The 16,182-nt window shown below is 61.4% G+C and carries 20 protein-coding genes; 8 read left to right on the top strand and 12 right to left on the bottom strand.

The window, feature by feature from the left end; translation table 11 throughout:
- Nucleotides 1-97: 97 nt before the first annotated feature.
- Nucleotides 98-1,282, bottom strand: coding sequence for an inorganic phosphate transporter (locus NKF25_RS00235; protein ID WP_066139695.1), 1,185 nt, complete (start codon nt 1,280-1,282; stop codon nt 98-100).
- Nucleotides 1,283-1,358: 76 nt separating this feature from the next.
- Here NKF25_RS00235 and hisA point away from each other — a divergent pair, with 76 nt between their 5' ends.
- Complete coding sequence (gene hisA, locus NKF25_RS00230) at nt 1,359-2,081, top strand: 1-(5-phosphoribosyl)-5-[(5-phosphoribosylamino)methylideneamino]imidazole-4-carboxamide isomerase (protein WP_253224752.1); 723 nt, start codon at nt 1,359-1,361, stop codon at nt 2,079-2,081.
- Between the two features lie 15 nt (nt 2,082-2,096).
- On the opposite strand, the gene NKF25_RS00225 is transcribed toward hisA, so the two are convergent.
- Nucleotides 2,097-2,276: a hypothetical protein gene (locus NKF25_RS00225; RefSeq protein ID WP_253224751.1), complete on the bottom strand. Its 180-nt coding sequence runs from the start codon at nt 2,274-2,276 to the stop codon at nt 2,097-2,099.
- A gap of 121 nt (nt 2,277-2,397) precedes the next feature.
- Here NKF25_RS00225 and hisB point away from each other — a divergent pair, with 121 nt between their 5' ends.
- Complete coding sequence (gene hisB / locus NKF25_RS00220) at nt 2,398-2,985, top strand: imidazoleglycerol-phosphate dehydratase HisB (RefSeq protein ID WP_253224750.1); 588 nt, start codon at nt 2,398-2,400, stop codon at nt 2,983-2,985.
- On the opposite strand, the gene NKF25_RS00215 is transcribed toward hisB, so the two are convergent.
- Nucleotides 2,986-3,543, bottom strand: coding sequence for a putative glycolipid-binding domain-containing protein (locus NKF25_RS00215; protein ID WP_253224749.1), 558 nt, complete (start codon nt 3,541-3,543; stop codon nt 2,986-2,988).
- An 84-nt stretch (nt 3,544-3,627) separates the two neighbouring features.
- Between NKF25_RS00215 and NKF25_RS00210 the strand changes: the two genes are divergently transcribed.
- The 3 genes from NKF25_RS00210 to NKF25_RS00200 all read left to right on the top strand — a co-directional run bounded on the left by NKF25_RS00210 (nt 3,628) and on the right by NKF25_RS00200 (nt 5,720).
- Entirely contained in the window at nt 3,628-4,131 is a 504-nt protein-coding gene (locus tag NKF25_RS00210) for an ACT domain-containing protein (RefSeq protein WP_253224748.1), read from the top strand.
- 81 nt (nt 4,132-4,212) lie between these two features.
- Nucleotides 4,213-4,992 carry a class I SAM-dependent methyltransferase gene (locus tag NKF25_RS00205; RefSeq protein WP_253224747.1) on the top strand — a complete coding sequence of 260 codons (780 nt, stop codon included), beginning with the start codon at nt 4,213-4,215 and terminating at the stop codon, nt 4,990-4,992.
- Nucleotides 4,993-5,075: 83 nt separating this feature from the next.
- Nucleotides 5,076-5,720 (top strand): YigZ family protein, encoded by a 645-nt coding sequence (locus NKF25_RS00200; protein WP_253224746.1) that lies wholly within the window; start codon nt 5,076-5,078, stop codon nt 5,718-5,720.
- Nucleotides 5,721-5,738: 18 nt separating this feature from the next.
- Here the strand turns inward: NKF25_RS00200 and NKF25_RS00195 are convergent, their stop codons facing one another.
- The 5 genes from NKF25_RS00195 to NKF25_RS00175 all read right to left on the bottom strand — a co-directional run bounded on the left by NKF25_RS00195 (nt 5,739) and on the right by NKF25_RS00175 (nt 9,544).
- Complete coding sequence (locus NKF25_RS00195) at nt 5,739-6,926, bottom strand: inorganic phosphate transporter (protein WP_253224745.1); 1,188 nt, start codon at nt 6,924-6,926, stop codon at nt 5,739-5,741.
- 66 nt (nt 6,927-6,992) lie between these two features.
- Nucleotides 6,993-7,643, bottom strand: a complete 651-nt coding sequence (locus tag NKF25_RS00190; protein WP_253224744.1) for a TMEM175 family protein — start codon at nt 7,641-7,643, stop codon at nt 6,993-6,995.
- A gap of 91 nt (nt 7,644-7,734) precedes the next feature.
- Complete coding sequence (locus tag NKF25_RS00185; RefSeq protein WP_253224743.1) at nt 7,735-8,424, bottom strand: DUF5828 family protein; 690 nt, start codon at nt 8,422-8,424, stop codon at nt 7,735-7,737.
- Nucleotides 8,425-8,532: 108 nt separating this feature from the next.
- Nucleotides 8,533-8,757 (bottom strand): hypothetical protein, encoded by a 225-nt coding sequence (locus NKF25_RS00180; RefSeq protein WP_066139671.1) that lies wholly within the window; start codon nt 8,755-8,757, stop codon nt 8,533-8,535.
- A 37-nt stretch (nt 8,758-8,794) separates the two neighbouring features.
- Nucleotides 8,795-9,544 (bottom strand): class I SAM-dependent methyltransferase, encoded by a 750-nt coding sequence (locus NKF25_RS00175; protein WP_253224742.1) that lies wholly within the window; start codon nt 9,542-9,544, stop codon nt 8,795-8,797.
- A gap of 102 nt (nt 9,545-9,646) precedes the next feature.
- On the opposite strand from NKF25_RS00175, the gene NKF25_RS00170 reads away from it, so the two are divergent.
- Complete coding sequence (locus NKF25_RS00170; protein ID WP_253224741.1) at nt 9,647-10,249, top strand: hypothetical protein; 603 nt, start codon at nt 9,647-9,649, stop codon at nt 10,247-10,249.
- A gap of 8 nt (nt 10,250-10,257) precedes the next feature.
- Here NKF25_RS00170 and NKF25_RS00165 read toward each other — a convergent pair whose 3' ends face one another.
- The 3 genes from NKF25_RS00165 to NKF25_RS00155 form a co-directional block, all read right to left on the bottom strand.
- Nucleotides 10,258-12,006: a carbon starvation protein A gene (locus NKF25_RS00165; protein WP_253225573.1), complete on the bottom strand. Its 1,749-nt coding sequence runs from the start codon at nt 12,004-12,006 to the stop codon at nt 10,258-10,260.
- A gap of 130 nt (nt 12,007-12,136) precedes the next feature.
- Nucleotides 12,137-13,105 (bottom strand): TRC40/GET3/ArsA family transport-energizing ATPase, encoded by a 969-nt coding sequence (locus NKF25_RS00160; RefSeq protein ID WP_253224740.1) that lies wholly within the window; start codon nt 13,103-13,105, stop codon nt 12,137-12,139.
- A gap of 1 nt (nt 13,106) precedes the next feature.
- On the bottom strand, nt 13,107-13,403 hold the full coding sequence (locus NKF25_RS00155) for a hypothetical protein (protein WP_066139654.1): 297 nt from the start codon (nt 13,401-13,403) through the stop codon (nt 13,107-13,109).
- A 119-nt stretch (nt 13,404-13,522) separates the two neighbouring features.
- On the opposite strand from NKF25_RS00155, the gene NKF25_RS00150 reads away from it, so the two are divergent.
- Both NKF25_RS00150 and upp read left to right on the top strand, forming a co-directional pair.
- The gene (locus NKF25_RS00150) at nt 13,523-14,773 is read left to right on the top strand and encodes a GTP-binding protein (RefSeq protein ID WP_253224739.1); all 1,251 of its coding nucleotides are present in this window, start codon (nt 13,523-13,525) and stop codon (nt 14,771-14,773) included.
- Between the two features lie 89 nt (nt 14,774-14,862).
- Entirely contained in the window at nt 14,863-15,540 is a 678-nt protein-coding gene (gene upp, locus NKF25_RS00145; protein WP_253224738.1) for a uracil phosphoribosyltransferase, read from the top strand.
- Between the two features lie 35 nt (nt 15,541-15,575).
- On the opposite strand, the gene NKF25_RS00140 is transcribed toward upp, so the two are convergent.
- On the bottom strand, nt 15,576-16,103 hold the full coding sequence (locus tag NKF25_RS00140) for an NUDIX domain-containing protein (RefSeq protein ID WP_253224737.1): 528 nt from the start codon (nt 16,101-16,103) through the stop codon (nt 15,576-15,578).
- Nucleotides 16,104-16,182 lie beyond the last annotated feature (79 nt).

Here is a 16,182-nt window from a genome sequence, read left to right as displayed (position 1 = left end):
CTCGGGGTTTGGTCGGCGGTATGGTTAGTAGTTGTTGTTTCGTCTGCTTGTGGTGATAAATCAGGAACGATTCGTTCAACTCCCGAATTCCCTACAATCAGCTCGGCGAGAGGGGAACGATAACGAACAGGAGATACGACGCGACGGCCGAGATGGACGGCGTCAATATCCAGAGGACGATGACGCGGCCGGTCGTCGATGGATCGAACAAGTCCCGCGCCTTCAACGTCTCCGGCTCCTCTTCGCCTATCTTCGCCACTTCCTTCTGTTCTTCGGGAAGCACGTTGACCGTCATCTCCTTGCGTTTCTCCCCGTCGTCGCCCCGCACTGCGGCGGTAGCCGCATCGGAGATTCGCACCGTCCGCGTCGCTCGCCCCCAGCCGAGCCCGACGATACACATCGTGGCGCTCACTGCGAGGCTGGCGGGAATACCGATCGCCGAGAGGAACGTGATGAGACTCGCGCTGACGATTTCGACGATGAGTGCCGCCAGCAGGGGCAGGTCGGTCAGGTCGTTCCCGACCGTATCGAGCGTTCTCCGTGCGATAGTGAACGCACCGAGTGCGATTGCGGCACCCGCGAGCAGGACGCCTTGACTCCCGGTGATGTCGCCGCTTCCGACGAGCGGTGCGACCGCGTTGGCGACGTTCGATGCGCCCGCCGAGAACGCCATGTAACAGCCGATGCCGACGACGAGGATCGTCACCATGACCTCCTTCGTCGTCGCGTTCGAGGAGACCGTCGGATACGGTACCGAGCCGACGCGGTTGAACTCGAACAACGGCTCCTCCGACTGTTCGAGTTTGAACCACACGTCGAGGTACGGATACAGATAGCGACCGATGACGGCACAGATCCAGAAGGCCGTAATCGGCGCGAGAAGCCACGCCGAGACGATTCGGAACATAACCCCCTGGTTGAGGGTTCCGGTCGCCGCTCCGAGCCCTGCGATCGCTCCGACGGCCGTCATCGAAGTGGACGCGGGAACGCCGAAGAGGTTCGAGATGAGGAGGGCCAATCCGACGAAGAAGAGGACGCCGACGCTGGCAACGATTGTAAACCGTAAATCGACGATATCGCTGCTCATCGTTTTGATAACGTTTCGTCCGACTGTCCAGCCACCGAGGACCGCGAACGCCGTCATCAATGTGGCTGCACCGAGTTTCGAGACGGTCTTGCTCCCCACCGCAGGGCCGAACGCCACACCGGTCGAAGAACCACCGATATTAAATCCAACAAACGCCGCGACGGCAAGACCGACGAGTAGCAGAATTTCGACCATACTCTTACATTCGTCCCTACGTCTTAAACGGTACCGACTCGGTTGGGTTTAGGGGCCACCCCACCTAAAGCAGAGTATGTTCCCGACGTTCGAAGTCATCCCTGCCGTCGATATGCAGGATGGAGAAGTGGTACAACTCGTCCAGGGCGAAAAAGGCACGGAAACGACCTACGGCGACCCCGTGGACGCCGCGCAGAAGTGGGTCGAAGGCGGTGCGGAAACGCTCCACCTCGTCGATCTGGACGGCGCGTTCGAAGGTGAGCGCAAGAACGCCACCGCGGTCGATGCGATTTTGGACGCCGTCGATGTCGAGGTACAACTCGGCGGCGGTATTCGAAGGGCAACCGACGCGATCGATCTCCTCTCGCGCGGCGTTGATCGCGTCATCCTCGGTACCGCCGCCATCGAAAACCCGGATATCGTCTCGGAGATCAGCGAGTCGTACCCCGGTTCCGTGATGGTAAGCCTCGACGCGAAGGACGGCGAGGTCCTCGTCTCCGGGTGGACGGAATCGACGGGACTCGACCCGGCAGAGGCGGCGACTCGGTACGAAGAACTCGGCGCTGGTGCGATTCTGTTTACCGATGTCGATGTCGAAGGACAAATGGAGGGCGTCCAGACCGACCCCGTTCGGCAGGTCGCCGAAGCGGTCGAGATTCCAGTCGTCGCGAGCGGCGGGGTCGCGTCCGTGGACGACGTTCGAACGCTTCGGGATGTGGGAGCGAGCGCTGTCGTCGTCGGGAGCGCCCTCTATCGTGGAGAGTTCTCACTATCGGACGCGAAGCGTGCGCTCGACTAACGAATATCGTCGAGTCTAACGGGTTTCTCCAGCAAGTCCTTTGAGGGCGTCGGGTGCGTCCCCGAGGCGTGGCTCCGCAAGCCCGTAGGAACCGAGGGCGGCCATCGGTGCGCCGAGGGCCAGGCCGGGCACCGTTCCACAGAGGAGGATGCCGACGGCGACCAACAGGACGCTGAGCATATCTCGCTTTAGCACGAATAAACATATGAGCGCGGGGTAAATATATTTGCGTCAGACATATGTCTGTCTTCCAGAGTGGTTTCGCTGATTTACCACGAGCGGAATTCCCTTGTAGCCACGGCCAAATCACATAGGTATGAGCGACCGAACCGCCGCCGTGACCCGTGAGACGGCGGAAACGACCATCGAAATCACGCTCGACGTGGACGGCGACGGCGACTCCACCGTCGAGACGGGAATCGGCTTCTTCGACCACATGCTCGATAGCTTCGCCCGCCACGGTCTGTTCGACCTGACTGTTCGCGCCGACGGCGACCTCCACATCGACGATCATCACACCGTCGAGGACGTGGCCATCACCCTCGGCGAGGCGTTCGACGAGGCGCTCGGCGACCGACGAGCGATCCGGCGCTTCGCCGACCGGAAGGTTCCGTTGGACGAGGCCGTCGGCGACATCGTCGTGGACGTGAGCGGCCGTCCTCTCTTCCGATTCGACGGTGAGTTCTCACAGGAGCGCGTCGGCGACATGACTAGCCACATGGCGAAACACTTCCTCCGCTCGCTGGCGATGAACGCCGGATTGACGCTCCACGCGGGCGTCTACGGCGAGAACGCCCATCACGAAATCGAGGCCCTGTTCAAGGCCACCGCACGGGCGCTGGACGACGCGACGCAAATCGACGAGCGACGGAGCGACGTGGCGAGTACGAAGGAGAGTCTGTAGCTACGGGAACATCCGCCGAAACACGCCCGGATAGTTCACCACTACCCCGTCGGAATCGACGGGTAGGTCGGCGGTAAATCCGCTTTTCAAACTCTCGTAGCGATACATTCCACCTGACGAACCGAGCGGCTCCAAACAGGTGTATCGCTGTTCGACCGGCGTCGCCGTCATCGATGGCACGTCGAGATAGACGACGGAAATCGTCTCGGACTCGCCGGAACCCAACCCGAGTCGGCGAATGGGAATCGTGTTGGTGAACGGCGTCGCCGAGATATCCACGTCACGGCATCCTGCGAGCTCCAGTGCCCGAGTGCCGTCCTTCGTCCAGTTTCCGTCCCCGTCGTGGTCCAGTTCGATTCCCGACCCTGTCCCGAGCGGATCGGTTTCGATCCGTCGAACCGCTCCCGACCCGTCACACTCCACACGATACCGTATCCGAAACGGTTTCTCGTCCCTGATTCCGACGACGACGCCGTCAGCATTGATGTGGTCGAACTCGACGGTGAGGTGTTCCGTACTGACCCCGTCTCCTGCCTCCCAAACCACGTTCCGTTGCATAGTTTTCGGTCGAAGTGTGATTCGATAAACACTCGCTTTCGACCCCAACAGGACTAAATCGTCGGGCACGTCTATTCGACAAGGATGTTCGACAGAATCATGCAGAAGTTCGAGGGCAGTCCGAGCCAGCAACAGGTCATTCGGCTTCTCCTCGAACGCGGGTTCTCGGTCAGCGACGAGGGACGGGTGGTCTCGGGCAGTATCGAGATTCCGAACACGCAGATAGCGCGCGAAATCGGGGTGGACCGTCGCGTCGTCGATTCGACAACGGACGCGATTCTCAAGGACGAGGAACTGCGCCGTATCTTCCAGAACATCTCCTCGATTCCGAGCCTGATGGATTTGGCCCCCGTACTCGACCTATCGGTGCTGACGATCGACGTGCGGAACGCCGACGAACCGGGCATCGTGGCGACCGTCACGTCCCTGCTGGCGGATAACGACATCTCCATCCGCCAGACGATCAGCGAGGACCCGGAATTCACGGACGACCCGCGCCTCTATCTCGTCACGGACGAGGACGTGCCGGGCGACGTGCTCAACCAACTGAAGAACTTGGAGTTCGTGCATCAGATCCAACTGAGCTGAGACGTTTCGGACACTGGAACACCGCGAACGGAAATCTGTTCGATGGGGAGATAGAAATAGGACCGACGTGAACTCGGCAGCATGAATCGACCGGACGAAGGCACGGAAAACGAGTGGGACACGACCGATTACGACGAGGGCCACTCCTTCGTCTTCGAGTACGGCGAGGGCGTCGTCGATCTCCTCGAACCGAAGACCGGCGAGCGCGTCCTCGACCTCGGATGCGGAACCGGCCATCTGGCCGATCGAATCGCCAGTTCCGGGGCGGACGTCGTCGGTCTCGATTCCTCCGCGGAGATGATATCGGAGGCACGCGAGAGCTATCCGGAGTGCCGGTTCGTCCACGGGGATGCACGCGATTTCTCGTTCTCGGAGCCGTTCGACGCCGTGTTCTCGAACGCGGCGCTCCACTGGGTCTCCGAGCAGGACGCCGTCCTTGACTCCATCACCGACACGCTCCGACCTGACGGTCGGTTCGTCGCCGAACTCGGTGGAACCGGGAACGTCGCTACCATCCTCGATGCAGTACGGGACGTCGCTACTGACCGTGGCTACGATATCGAGAATCCGTGGTACTTCCCGAGCGTCGGCGAATACACCACGAACCTCGAAGCACACGGCTTCGAGGTTCGCTACGCGACCCTGTTCGACCGTCCAACGGAACTCAACGGCGGTCCGGATGGACTGTCATCGTGGCTCGAGATGTTCGGTGACGGGCTCTTGGCCCCGGTTCCGGACGACGAACAGCGCGCGGTCGTTTCCGCCGTGGAGGACCGTCTCCGCGATGACCTGTTCGAGGACGGGACGTGGACCGCGGATTATCGCCGACTTCGCGTCGTCGCCGTCAATAAACCCGAGTGAGCACCGTGTGCATGCGAGCCGAAATCGTCCCCTCCGCAACGAAATCCACGCCTTTTCGGTGTCGCCCATCGAACCGGTGAACGATGGCTGGCACGACGTACCAGACCGTGGCAGGTCGAGGGGAGTCGGCGTTCGAAGTCCGTGGCTCGGAGTTCATCGGCTACGTGGCACCCGTGGACAGCGTCGAATCGGCCGAATCGTTCATCGAGGAAATCGGGGAACTACACGCCGACGCGACTCACAACGTGCCAGCGTACCGCGTTCAAGGTGGGAACGATTCCGGCGACGGATCGGACGACCTCGGCGGGTTCGTTCGGGAATGGTCGAGCGACGACGGCGAACCGACCAGCAGTGCGGGGAAACCCGCCTTGAACGTCCTCCACCAACGCGATATCGAGAACGTGGTCGCCGTCGTCACGCGCTACTACGGCGGGACGAACCTCGGCGTCGGCGGCCTCGTTCGGGCCTATTCCCGCGCCGTCAAGGAAGCGGTGGACGACGCCGGAGTCGTCGAGGAACGCCCACACCGCCGTCTCGATATCTCGGTCGAATACGACGACTCGGGTACCGTCCGCGGTATTTTGGAGAGCGAAGGCGTCGAATTCGACGCCGAGTACGACGAGTCCGTCGGGTTTTCCGTTCGAGTTCCCGTCGAGGAAAGTGACGCGCTGTGTGACCGACTGCGAAGCGCGACGAGCGGTCGGGCCGACATTCGACCCGACACCTGATCGTCATCCGACTTTCGATCAGAAAACCGCGTTGGCCGCGCTGAACGCACCGTAACCCACGCCGAGCGCGAGCGCGAGCGAGAGCACCCACGCGAGGACGGTGTACACCATCTTCTTTCCGCTGACGCCGCCACCGCTCGCGGCGAAGCCGCTGCCGATGATCGTGCTGACGATGATTTCGTTGAACGAGACGGGAATGCCGAAGAAGACGGCACTCTGTGCGATGGCGAACGCCGGAATGAGTGCGGCTATCGATCGCCGCGGCCCCAGCGCCGAGTAGTCCTGTGCGAGCGCCTTTATCATCCGGGGCGCGCCCGTCCACGACCCGGCGAGCAGGCCGAGTCCGCCGCCGACGAGCACCGGAACCAGCGGAATCGAGTACGGGTCCAACAGCGGGAGCAGCGGCCCGATGGCGAGTCCGACCTGACTCCCACCTGCGGAGAACGCCACGAGGCCCCCAAGTGCGAGCAGGAATCGACGCTGTCCGCGGTTCAGGTCCGAACTCAGTTCGCGTCGGAGTGCGAGGGCGACCAGTCCGCCGAGGACGAGCGACGAGAGGACGATTCCGACATCAATGCCACCGACGGTCGGAAGCTGGAGATGCATGCTGACTGCTTGGGCGATCGAGTCGCTTTCGCCCGGCGGGCCGAGGAAGACGAATCCGACGTTGGCGATGATGAGGCCGACGACCCCTCCTAAAAGCGGAATCGAAACCGTCTCCGAGACGTCCTCACGTCGGAGCACGCGAGCGGTCGCGTAGGCGATTCCCCCGCCGACGAACGGCGTGAGTATCCAGAGGGAAACTATCTGTTGGTACTTCGGCCACGCCGGGACGCCGCCGAGCGCCAACCCGACGCCGACGATTGCGCCAGTGACGGTGAACGCGGTGGCGATCGGATAGCCGGTGAACACGCCGATTGCGACCAGAATCGCCGCCGTCAGCAGTCCCGTCGTCGCGGCGAGCGGCGACAGCTGTACGCCGTGAATCAGTTGCCTCCCAACCGCTTGGGAGACGTTCGCTCCTTGCAGCGCCGCCCCCAGAAACCCGAGAATGCCGACGAGAAACCCCGCACGCATTACGGAGAGGGCGTTCGCACCGACTGCCGGGGCGAACGGGGTCGAGCCGCTCGACCCCGCTCCGATGGCCCACGCCATGAATAGACTCGCGACCCCGGCGATAACGACCGTCAGCAACCCTCCAGCCATATCTATCCGATATAGCGTCTCGCGTCAATAGTGTACCGACTGATATCGGTTCCCGACACCGTGTTTTCAGCGACCATCCGACCCCCGCCCTGATACTTCGACACTTTCGATGAGCCGTGATTGCAACGCGGCGTTTATCGGAATCAGAAGCACCCACAGGAAGATCGCCACCGTCGAATCGAACGCGGCGACGAGTATCGAGGCGACGAACACCAGCGGCGAGGCGAGAAACCGTGCTGCCTGAATCCCGACGGTACGTGAGGTGATTCCCTCTTCGATGAGTTCGCTCCGGGAAGCGTACAGCCAGAGGGCGGCGAGGCTGAACCCAGTGAGTGCCAGCACACCAGCGAGAAACATCACACCGAACCGTCCCGGATAGGTGCTGAACATGCTGGTCGCGTACGGGACGAACGCAACCATGAGTAGAAAGAGGAGGTTGAGCCACACGATTCCTTTCGTGTGCCGCTCGACGTGGACGAAAACGCGTCGGTGGAGTACCCAGTAGAGGCCGATGACCGAGAAACTCAACACGAACCCGAAAAATTCGTTCCACTGTTCGAGGACGCGGATCGGAAGCTCCGATTCCGAAGCGCCAGCCGGAATGACTGGTACCGTGATCTCCAACACTAATAGGGTGATCGCGATGGCGATAACCCCGTCACTGAGCGCGAGGAGTCGATCGGTCTCGTCCGACTCCCGTCGAAATGGAAATGACATCTCATGTTCTACGTCATCGATAAACAACCGCATTGTGCCCATCCCTACCAGTTCGAGCACGACCCTCAATATCGAGAAAAATCCGGTTCGATCAGGTTCTGTCGGCCCGTGGCCCGCCGCTTCGTTTCGGTGCTTCGACGCCTTCCGCCGCTTCGACCGTCTCGGTCTGTTTTTCGGTTTCGACGTGCCAACGGTCGATCTCGTCCTCGTACGCCGTGAGCGAATCGGATACCTCGTTCTTCAGGTGGTCGTCGTTGACGTTCACCTCGAAGATGAATCCTTCCTCGCCGTCCTCCATCCGACTCGTCTGCTGGATGTTCGCGCTGACGAGTTCGTTGTCGAAGTAGTACGGCGCGAGTTGTGTCATCACCTTCTGATACACCGTGTCCTCGACCTTCCGGATGGCTTTTCGGCTTGCGGAGTCGGCGGCACGCGCCACGTAGTTCACCGAGTCCTGCCATCGGTCGACGGCACCTTCGGTGTCGTCTTTTTCCAGTTTCTCGTACGATTCGGTCAGTTTTTCACTCGCTGTTCGGAGATCGTCGTCCGGGGATTCGCCCGCTTGTTCGCCCTTGCCTTCGTTGACGTGTGCTTGTTCCGCCGTCTTCTCGGCGACGTCCTCGCCGAGTCGCTCGTGCGACTTGGGTCGCCACTCGTCCCATTCTCGGAATGCCTCACCCGACACGTCCGCCTCACGAAGGGCTTGCGTGATCCGCTCCCCGTGCTCGACGATATCTCCCCAGCTACCTCGGAGTTTGAAGCCAGAGATGCTCTCTTCCATTCGATTACTCGCTCGTATGTCCTACAGGGTATTATCTTTTACCGCCAATTCGCGTGAGAAGCCTTCTCACGCGCGATCCTTCGAGTTTCACAGTATGTGCCGGTTAGATTATTCGCCTCGAAAATTCCCGTACGTTACTCGCTCAGCGTACGTATTCAGTCGATCTTTCGCGCGTCCGAGCAGTTCGACGTGGCGGCTCACCGCCCGCATCTCGTCCTCGTCTACCTCGATTCGTTCGTCCCCGTAGATGTCGCGCGCCTCGCCATCTTCGGTCGCGTCGATGACGGTCGAGAGACCGCACCGACCACACGCTTCCGTCCGTTTTCCACCCATAGTTCGCCGTACGGACGCGACCGTGTTATGTGTTACCCTATTGGTCCCGTTTCCGTCCGTTTTCCCCGTCGTCCTTCCGAAGGACGGCTTTGTAGTAGCCATCTCCCGGACGGACCTCGGCGACGTACCACGGCGTTCCGACGGTCACGTCCTGCAGTCGGTCGGGTGAGAAGAGGACGAAGTGAAGGCTTCGTCCGACTTCCCGCTCCCCGTCTCGTTCGTATTCGAAGTGGAACGTCCGATGGGCGATACCCCGTCGCGGGTCGGGTCGATAGCCGAAGACATCGTCCGGTCCGCAGTTCGTCGGATCGTAGTTGTCCACGACGGCGACACCGTCCTCCTCGGTAATCCGGGCGAGGTCGGAGAGAAATTGTCGTGCACCGGCGAGTGACCCCGTGAGACCGAGTTGTGTCCCGTTGAGGAGCACGGAGCGGAAGCGATTCGGCGGAAACGCCAGCTCGAACATGTCCATCACGCGGGCGTCTTCGACGCCGCGCTCGCGGGTCGCTTCGACGGCGGCCGGACTGACGTCGATGGCGACGACTTCCCCCCTCTTTTGGAGAAATTCGGCGTACTGCCCCGACCCACAGCCGATATCGACGACCGGACAAGGGAGCGAATCGAGCAGGTCCTTCCAGCTATCGCTCCACTCCTCCGGCTGTCTGAAGTAGTTCTCGTAAATGTGCCCGTCCCACGTTTCCGCGCCGTCCCTGTACAGACAGTCGCCGCGCAGTCCGCCGCGTTCGTAATCCAGTATCGCTCGACCGAGTGGGTCCGAATCCATCATAGTCTGTCACACACTATCATTTGTAATAAAATCATGATGAGTGACGGTACCCATGAGCAACCCAACAACGGATATTTATCGCTCCCTCGCAATCGATCGAGTATGGATGGCGGTATCGAATCTCACGATTCGGACGGTTCGGCGACGGTTCCAGATTGGGACGACGAGTACGTAGACCGGGTCAGCGACAGGCTGTTCGTCAATTACGACCTCGAAAAAGCCTACTCAGTCCGTGGCGAGCCGTTCACGCTCTACGGACGGCTGTTGATCGAGACCCAGAAACAGTTCCTCCACCGCTCCATCAACTACGCCAACCACAGCGCCGAGGAACACCTGTTCGTCCGCCGTGCGGAGTCGGTTCGTGTGCGTGACCTCGAATCCATCGTGGACTTCGGTCACGAACTCGCCGACGAGTGGATCGACCCCGACGAGGAACACTTCGGAACGAACTTCACCTTCGTCGTGATCGCCCCCGAAATCCCGGACGACGTGGATGATTTCGTCGCCGACTTCAGCGACCGAACGCTCCTGAAATACGGCTTACACGGCCAGTACGAGATCAACCTCGCCGTCGTCGCCCCAGACCACGAAACCCTCGTCGCCAGCAAGAACGCGGACGTCGGCAAGGCGTTCGCTCTCTGGCAACCACTCGTCCCCAAAAAATCCGGTCTGTTGTCTCGATTTGTTCGGCGATTCAAACCGTAGTCGGCGGCTTATTCCTCGGCGTCACCCCCGTCGGTGACGGGTCTTCCACTGGGTTCGTTGCGCGCGGACGTGATGTTCGCATAGCCGATTCTGACCAGCGAGAGCGCGAGTCCGACGAGGACGAGCGCGATGATCGTTTGGACCCCGGCAGAAAGCGCGCTTCCGAGTGACATACTGCTGCCTTGGACGAACTTCTGCCAGATGTTCTGATACAGCGCGAGATACAGCAACCCGAGGATGGTCACGATGGTCATTGCCGCCATCGGGACGCCCGTGCTGAGGAGCTGTTTGCTCTTGTCCCAGTTGGCGAGCCACACCGTCGCCGTCAGCAGCGCCAGCGCCGCGAGCAACTGGTTCGCCCCGCCGAACAGCGGCCAGAGGTCCGACCACGTTCCGGACGCCACGAGCGCGTAGGCGATGACGCACTGCAATCCCGCGTTGAAGTATCGGTTCGACGCCACGCTTTGAACCTGCGTCTCCGGCGTGCCGACGATTTCCTCGAACATGTACCGACCGAGGCGAAGCGCCGTGTCGGTCGAGGTGAGCAGGAAACTCACCATGACGAGCGCCATGAACGGCGCACCGAAGCTGGGGTCGATGCCGAAGCTCGTGAGCATGATACCGCCACCGGTCGCGAAGTTGGGGAGTGCCTGTCCGACACCGCCACCCTCGACGACCTTTCCGACGAGCGCGACCGACGCGAGTGCGAGCGTTGCGAGAAGCCCCTCACCGAGCATGCCGCCGTACCCGATGACCCGCGCGTCCGATTCCTTGTTCAGCTGTTTCGAGGTCGTTCCGGACGACACGAGCGAGTGGAACCCGCTGATGGTCCCGCACGCGATGGTGATGAACAGCAGCGGGAACAACGGCTGGTCGGTCACGCCCCAGAAGCCGTTATATCCCGAAATGTTGACCGTGAGCGGTTGGGTCGGTGTGATGGCTCCGATGTTGAGCCAACCGCCAATCGTCCCGACGATGACCGCCAACAGCGCCCCGCCGACGCCCGCGTACAACAGGAACGACGACAGGTAATCACGCGGTTGCAGGAGCGTCCACACCGGCAGGACGCTCGCGATGAACGCGTACAGCAGGACGATCGGAACCCACGTTTCCGCCGTGAGTTCGATGGGGTACGCCTGTCCGACGAAAACGCTGGCGAACACCCCGATCACGAAAATCACCGTTCCCGGCCCGAACGGCAGGTTCAGTTGGTACAGGTAAACTCCGAACACGACCGCCAACGCGATGTATAACATGCTCGCCGTTGCGGCGCTCGGGTATTTCTCGAAGACGACCCCGACGACGAACGCGAACACGGCGACGACGAGAATGATGGTCAGGAACGCGAACCACAGCAGCATGTTCTTGCCGCGCTCGCCGACGTACTCACCGATGATGTGCCCGATGGACTTCCCCTCGTGACGGAGACTGCTCGACAACGAGATGAAGTCGTGGGTCGCGCCGAGCAGCGGATTACCGATGGCAATCCACAGCAGCGCCGGTATCCATCCCCAAATTACCCCTGCCGTAATCGGGCCGACGATTGGTGCACCTCCTGCAATACTGGAATAGTGATGTCCCAACAGGACGGGCTTTTTCGCGGGAACGTACTCCTGCCCGTCCTCGTACTTATGCGCCGGCGTCTCGTTGCTGTCGTCCAATTCTACGAACTGTGCGAGATATCGTGAATACGTCAGATATCCTATGCTGAAAAGTACCAGTACGCCGAGTACCAGCCATATGATTGCAATCGCCATGGTATTTTGCCTCATGGCAAGTAGAATGATGATGAACAATAAGTGTTCCTCCTGCCGTCTGCGGCGTTGGACGGCCAAAAACGTCGTTTCTCGAACAACCCGTACTTGTTTTTAACAGATTAGTGACTGATTACTCCGCGACCGTCGGCTCGACGTCGACCGCCAACTCGTCCGCAACGTCAGTCAGCAGGCTTCCTTTCACTTCTGATACTCTCGATTCGATGACTGCGGCGACCGGTTCGTCGAACGATTCGCGGATGTGGTCTATCCTGTCGCGCTCGGTCCGACAGCGATCACGGAGATACGTCGCCCCGCGTCCGGTTTCGTCGTCGTCGGGTTCCGGCGTCACCTTGTTGATGACGAGTCCCGACACGGGCAGTCCCGATTCGGTGAGTTCCTCGACCGCCCTCCCGGTCTCACGGATCGACAACTCGTCCGGATTGAGGACGAGGAAGAACGACGCGTCGTCGCGCAACACGTTCCCCGCGAACTCGAACAACTCCTTTCGCTCCTGTAACCGAGCGATGATCGGGTCCCCGTCCGCCACTCGACGCGGTTCCCTGTCGCCGATCGCGGCCTTTTCGAACAGGTCGATACTCTGTCGGCGCTTGTGAAGCAGGCGGTCGATCCAGCCTTCGAGGAACTCGGGAAGCGAGAGGAGTCGGAGCGTCCCGCCGGTCGGCGAGGTGTCGAAGACGACGCGGTCGTACTCCTCCGAACTCTGCATCACGTCGATGAACCGGTCGAACAGCGCCGATTCGTGCGCGCCCGGCGTCTGGTGTGCCATCTCGACTTGGCGGTCGATGGCGTTCACCAACCCCGCGCTGACGTGGTCGCCCAGGGAGCGTTTTATCTCCATCAGGTGGTTTTCGACCTCCTCCTCGGGGTCGATCTCCATCGCCCAGAGGTTCTCGATTCCCTCCACCGAACGAGGGTCGTCGCCGAACTGCTGGTCGAACACGTCGGACGTGCTGTGTGCCGGGTCGGTCGAAACGACCAGCGTTTTCAACCCCGATCGGGCGCATTTCAGGCTGTATGCACTCGAAACGGTCGTCTTTCCGACACCGCCCTTGCCGCCGAAGAACACGAACTTGTTCATGCTAGAAGTGGAACTGTTGGCCCTTTCGTTCGACGAGCGATTCACGGTCCCACATCCGCCGTTCCCACGCCTCGAACTCGTCGGTGAGGTACGGGAGCAGTTCGGCGGTGTAGTACGATACCGGACTCGGTACCCCGAACACGTCGGGGAAGCACGCGAGCATGAATTCGTCCTCCAAATCCTCGGCTTCCTTCTCTATCAGTTCGTAGGCGGGATGGGAAATCATCCCGTGATAGAGGCCGCGAAGCCACTCCTCGACGGAGCGACGGAACGTCTCGATTCGGTCCGCGAGAGACATACACACACAGTATTCCCCTCGCTATTTAAGCAGGCCGGTCGGTTCGAACGCCGGTTCGGACGGTTCGAAAGGCGTCCAGCCAGGCTTAACACGGTGGAATACGTGTGCCACGATAACAAATGAATCAGGGGTCCATTCCGGTCACGATTTTGAGTGGCAACCTCGGCGCGGGCAAGACGACGACGCTCAACCACCTCCTGCGTGAGAGCGACGACACGGACATCGCGGTTCTCGTCAACGACATGGGTGAGATCAACATCGACGCCGAACTGCTGGAGGACGGCACCGAACTCGTCGCGGACGAGGGAGTCGCCGAACTCTCGAACGGCTGTATCTGCTGTGAGCTACAGGACGATTTGCGAACCGAAGTCACCCGTCTCGCCCGCGAATGGGAGTTCGACACGCTCGTCGTCGAAGCGTCCGGCATCAGCGAACCCGCCCCCATCGCGCGGTTGTTCACGACGGAATCGCGCGTGGCCGCCCGCTACGACGTGGACGCGACCGTCACCGTCGTCAGCGCCCGACAATTCCGGGACTTCTTCGAACCCGGTGCGCCCGTCGAGCGAACGGAAACGGAGGACGGCGAGGTGCGCCCCCTCTCGGACCTCGTCATCGAGCAGATCGAGTTCTGTGACATCCTCCTTCTGAACAAATGCGACCTCGTGGACGACGACCGACTGGACGAAATCGAAGCCACCCTCCGCGCGCTCCAACCCCGCGCGGAACTGATTCGAACCGAACACGGACGGGTTTCCCCCGACCGAGTGCTCCAGCGCGGCCTGTTCGACCTCGGCGCAGTCAGTGACTCCGCCGGATGGAAGCAGGCCATGGAACACGCGGACGGTCACGACGGCGACCATCACCACGATTCCGAAGGGACACACGACCACAACAACAACCACGACCACGGCCACCGCCATCCGCAGGAGGCCTTCGGGATCACGTCGGTGTCGTATCGCGCCACCCGACCGCTTCATCCCGCTCGCTTGCACGACTTCTTCGCGTCGCTCCCGGACGGCATCGTCCGCGCCAAGGGGACGTTCTGGGTCGCCGGACGGGACGACGTGAAACTGGAATACGGGCAGGCAGGATCGTCCGCCCGTGTGACCGTCGCCGGGGCGTGGATCGCCAGCCTTCCGGAGATCGATCAGGACCTCTACCGGAGCAACCGCTCGGCAAGTTACTGGGACGAGGAGTGGGGCGACCGCCGGACGCAACTCGTCTTCATCGGAACCGACGTGGACGAGGATGGTATTCTCGCCACGCTGGACGACTGCGCGCTGACCGACGACGAGATGGACGCCGACTGGAACGCGTTCGACGACCCGTTCCCGAGCGACGAGGACGGTCTGCTGACCTACGGCGAATGACCAGTTGGCGGCGTTCCACGACTGTCACTGGCTCCCGCGGGTTCGCTCGTATCGTTAGCTTATAGCCACTCGCCACTCACGAATCGAATATGACTATCGAGAAGCGAGGTGACGCCCACCTCATCACGCACGCGATGGCGAAGGACACCCTCTCGAAGATTCGAGACGAGAAGACCGAACAGGTCGGCTTCCGCAAGGGACTCGTGAAACTCGGTCGTATCTGTGGCTACGAAATCATCGACGGCGCGATGGACACCGAGTACGTCTCCATCGACACGCCGTTGACCGAGACCACCGGCGAGCGCGTCAAAGGACTCGACAACGTGGTCATCATCAACGTCCTCCGCGCCGCGACGCCGTTCGTCGAAGGCCTGCTCAAGGCGTTCCCCCGCGCCAAACAGGGCGTCATCAGCGCCGGACGCGACGAGGAAGCGGGCATGAACGAAGACGGTGAGTTCCCCATCACCATCGACTACGTCAAGCTCCCCGAAATCACCGAGGAGGACACCGTCATCGTCGCCGACCCGATGCTCGCCACGGGTAGCACGATGTGTGCCGTCCTCGAAGAAGTGCTCCGCGAGCAGCCCAATCCGGAGAACTTCTTCGTCCTCTCGGCCGTCAGCGCCCCCGACGGATTGCTCCACGTCCACGACCAGTTCCCCGAGGCCGACCTCCTGACCGTCAGCATCGACGACCACCTCAACGACGACGGCTTCATCGTCCCCGGACTGGGCGACGCGGGCGACCGCGCCTTCCGAACGACGTAACCGACACGTTTCGCGGTCCCTCGCACAGTCGGTCGTTACCTGTCCAAAACCCCGGCCGCCGTCTCGAAGCGCTCGCGTTGATTTTCTCGAAACGGTGCGCCGGTCCGCTCAAATTCATCCGGGGCTATGAACCGGGCTTCATCGGCATCCGACCCGGGCACCACCTCGCCGTCCGTCTTCTCGCGCCGAACCACGTAGCCGATGGAGACGACGTACTTCCCGCGATACGGACCAAAAGAACGCGCGTCGAGAAGTGAGAGGTCGTCCGGAGTAACCGAGAGTCCCGTCTCCTCGTGGAGTTCGCGGGCCGCCCCGGCCGCGGGCGGTTCGCCCACTTCGAGATGACCGCCGGGAATCGTCCACTCACCTCGTCCGGGGTCGGCCGCGCGCTTGACGATGAGAGCGCTGTCGTCGTCCACGGCGGCGACGCCCGCACAGGGTACCGGATTGTGCCAGACGACTCGGTCACAGTCCGGACAGAGGTGCCGCTGGCGGCCTTCGATTTTCGCCGTTGTCAGTTCGGTGCCGCAGTACGGGCAGTTGTTCGGCGGTCGGTTGACCATTCGTGAAATCGATTCGACAGAACTCGCAAAAGGGTATCGATAACGTGGATGACGCACGAAAACGACCGCCGCAATCCCG

The organism is Haladaptatus sp. AB643 (genome assembly GCF_024136975.1).
GTDB lineage: Archaea > Halobacteriota > Halobacteria > Halobacteriales > Haladaptataceae > Haladaptatus.
The sequence above is the reverse complement of the archived record's forward strand: the minus strand, read 5'-3'. Positions and strand labels throughout refer to the sequence as shown.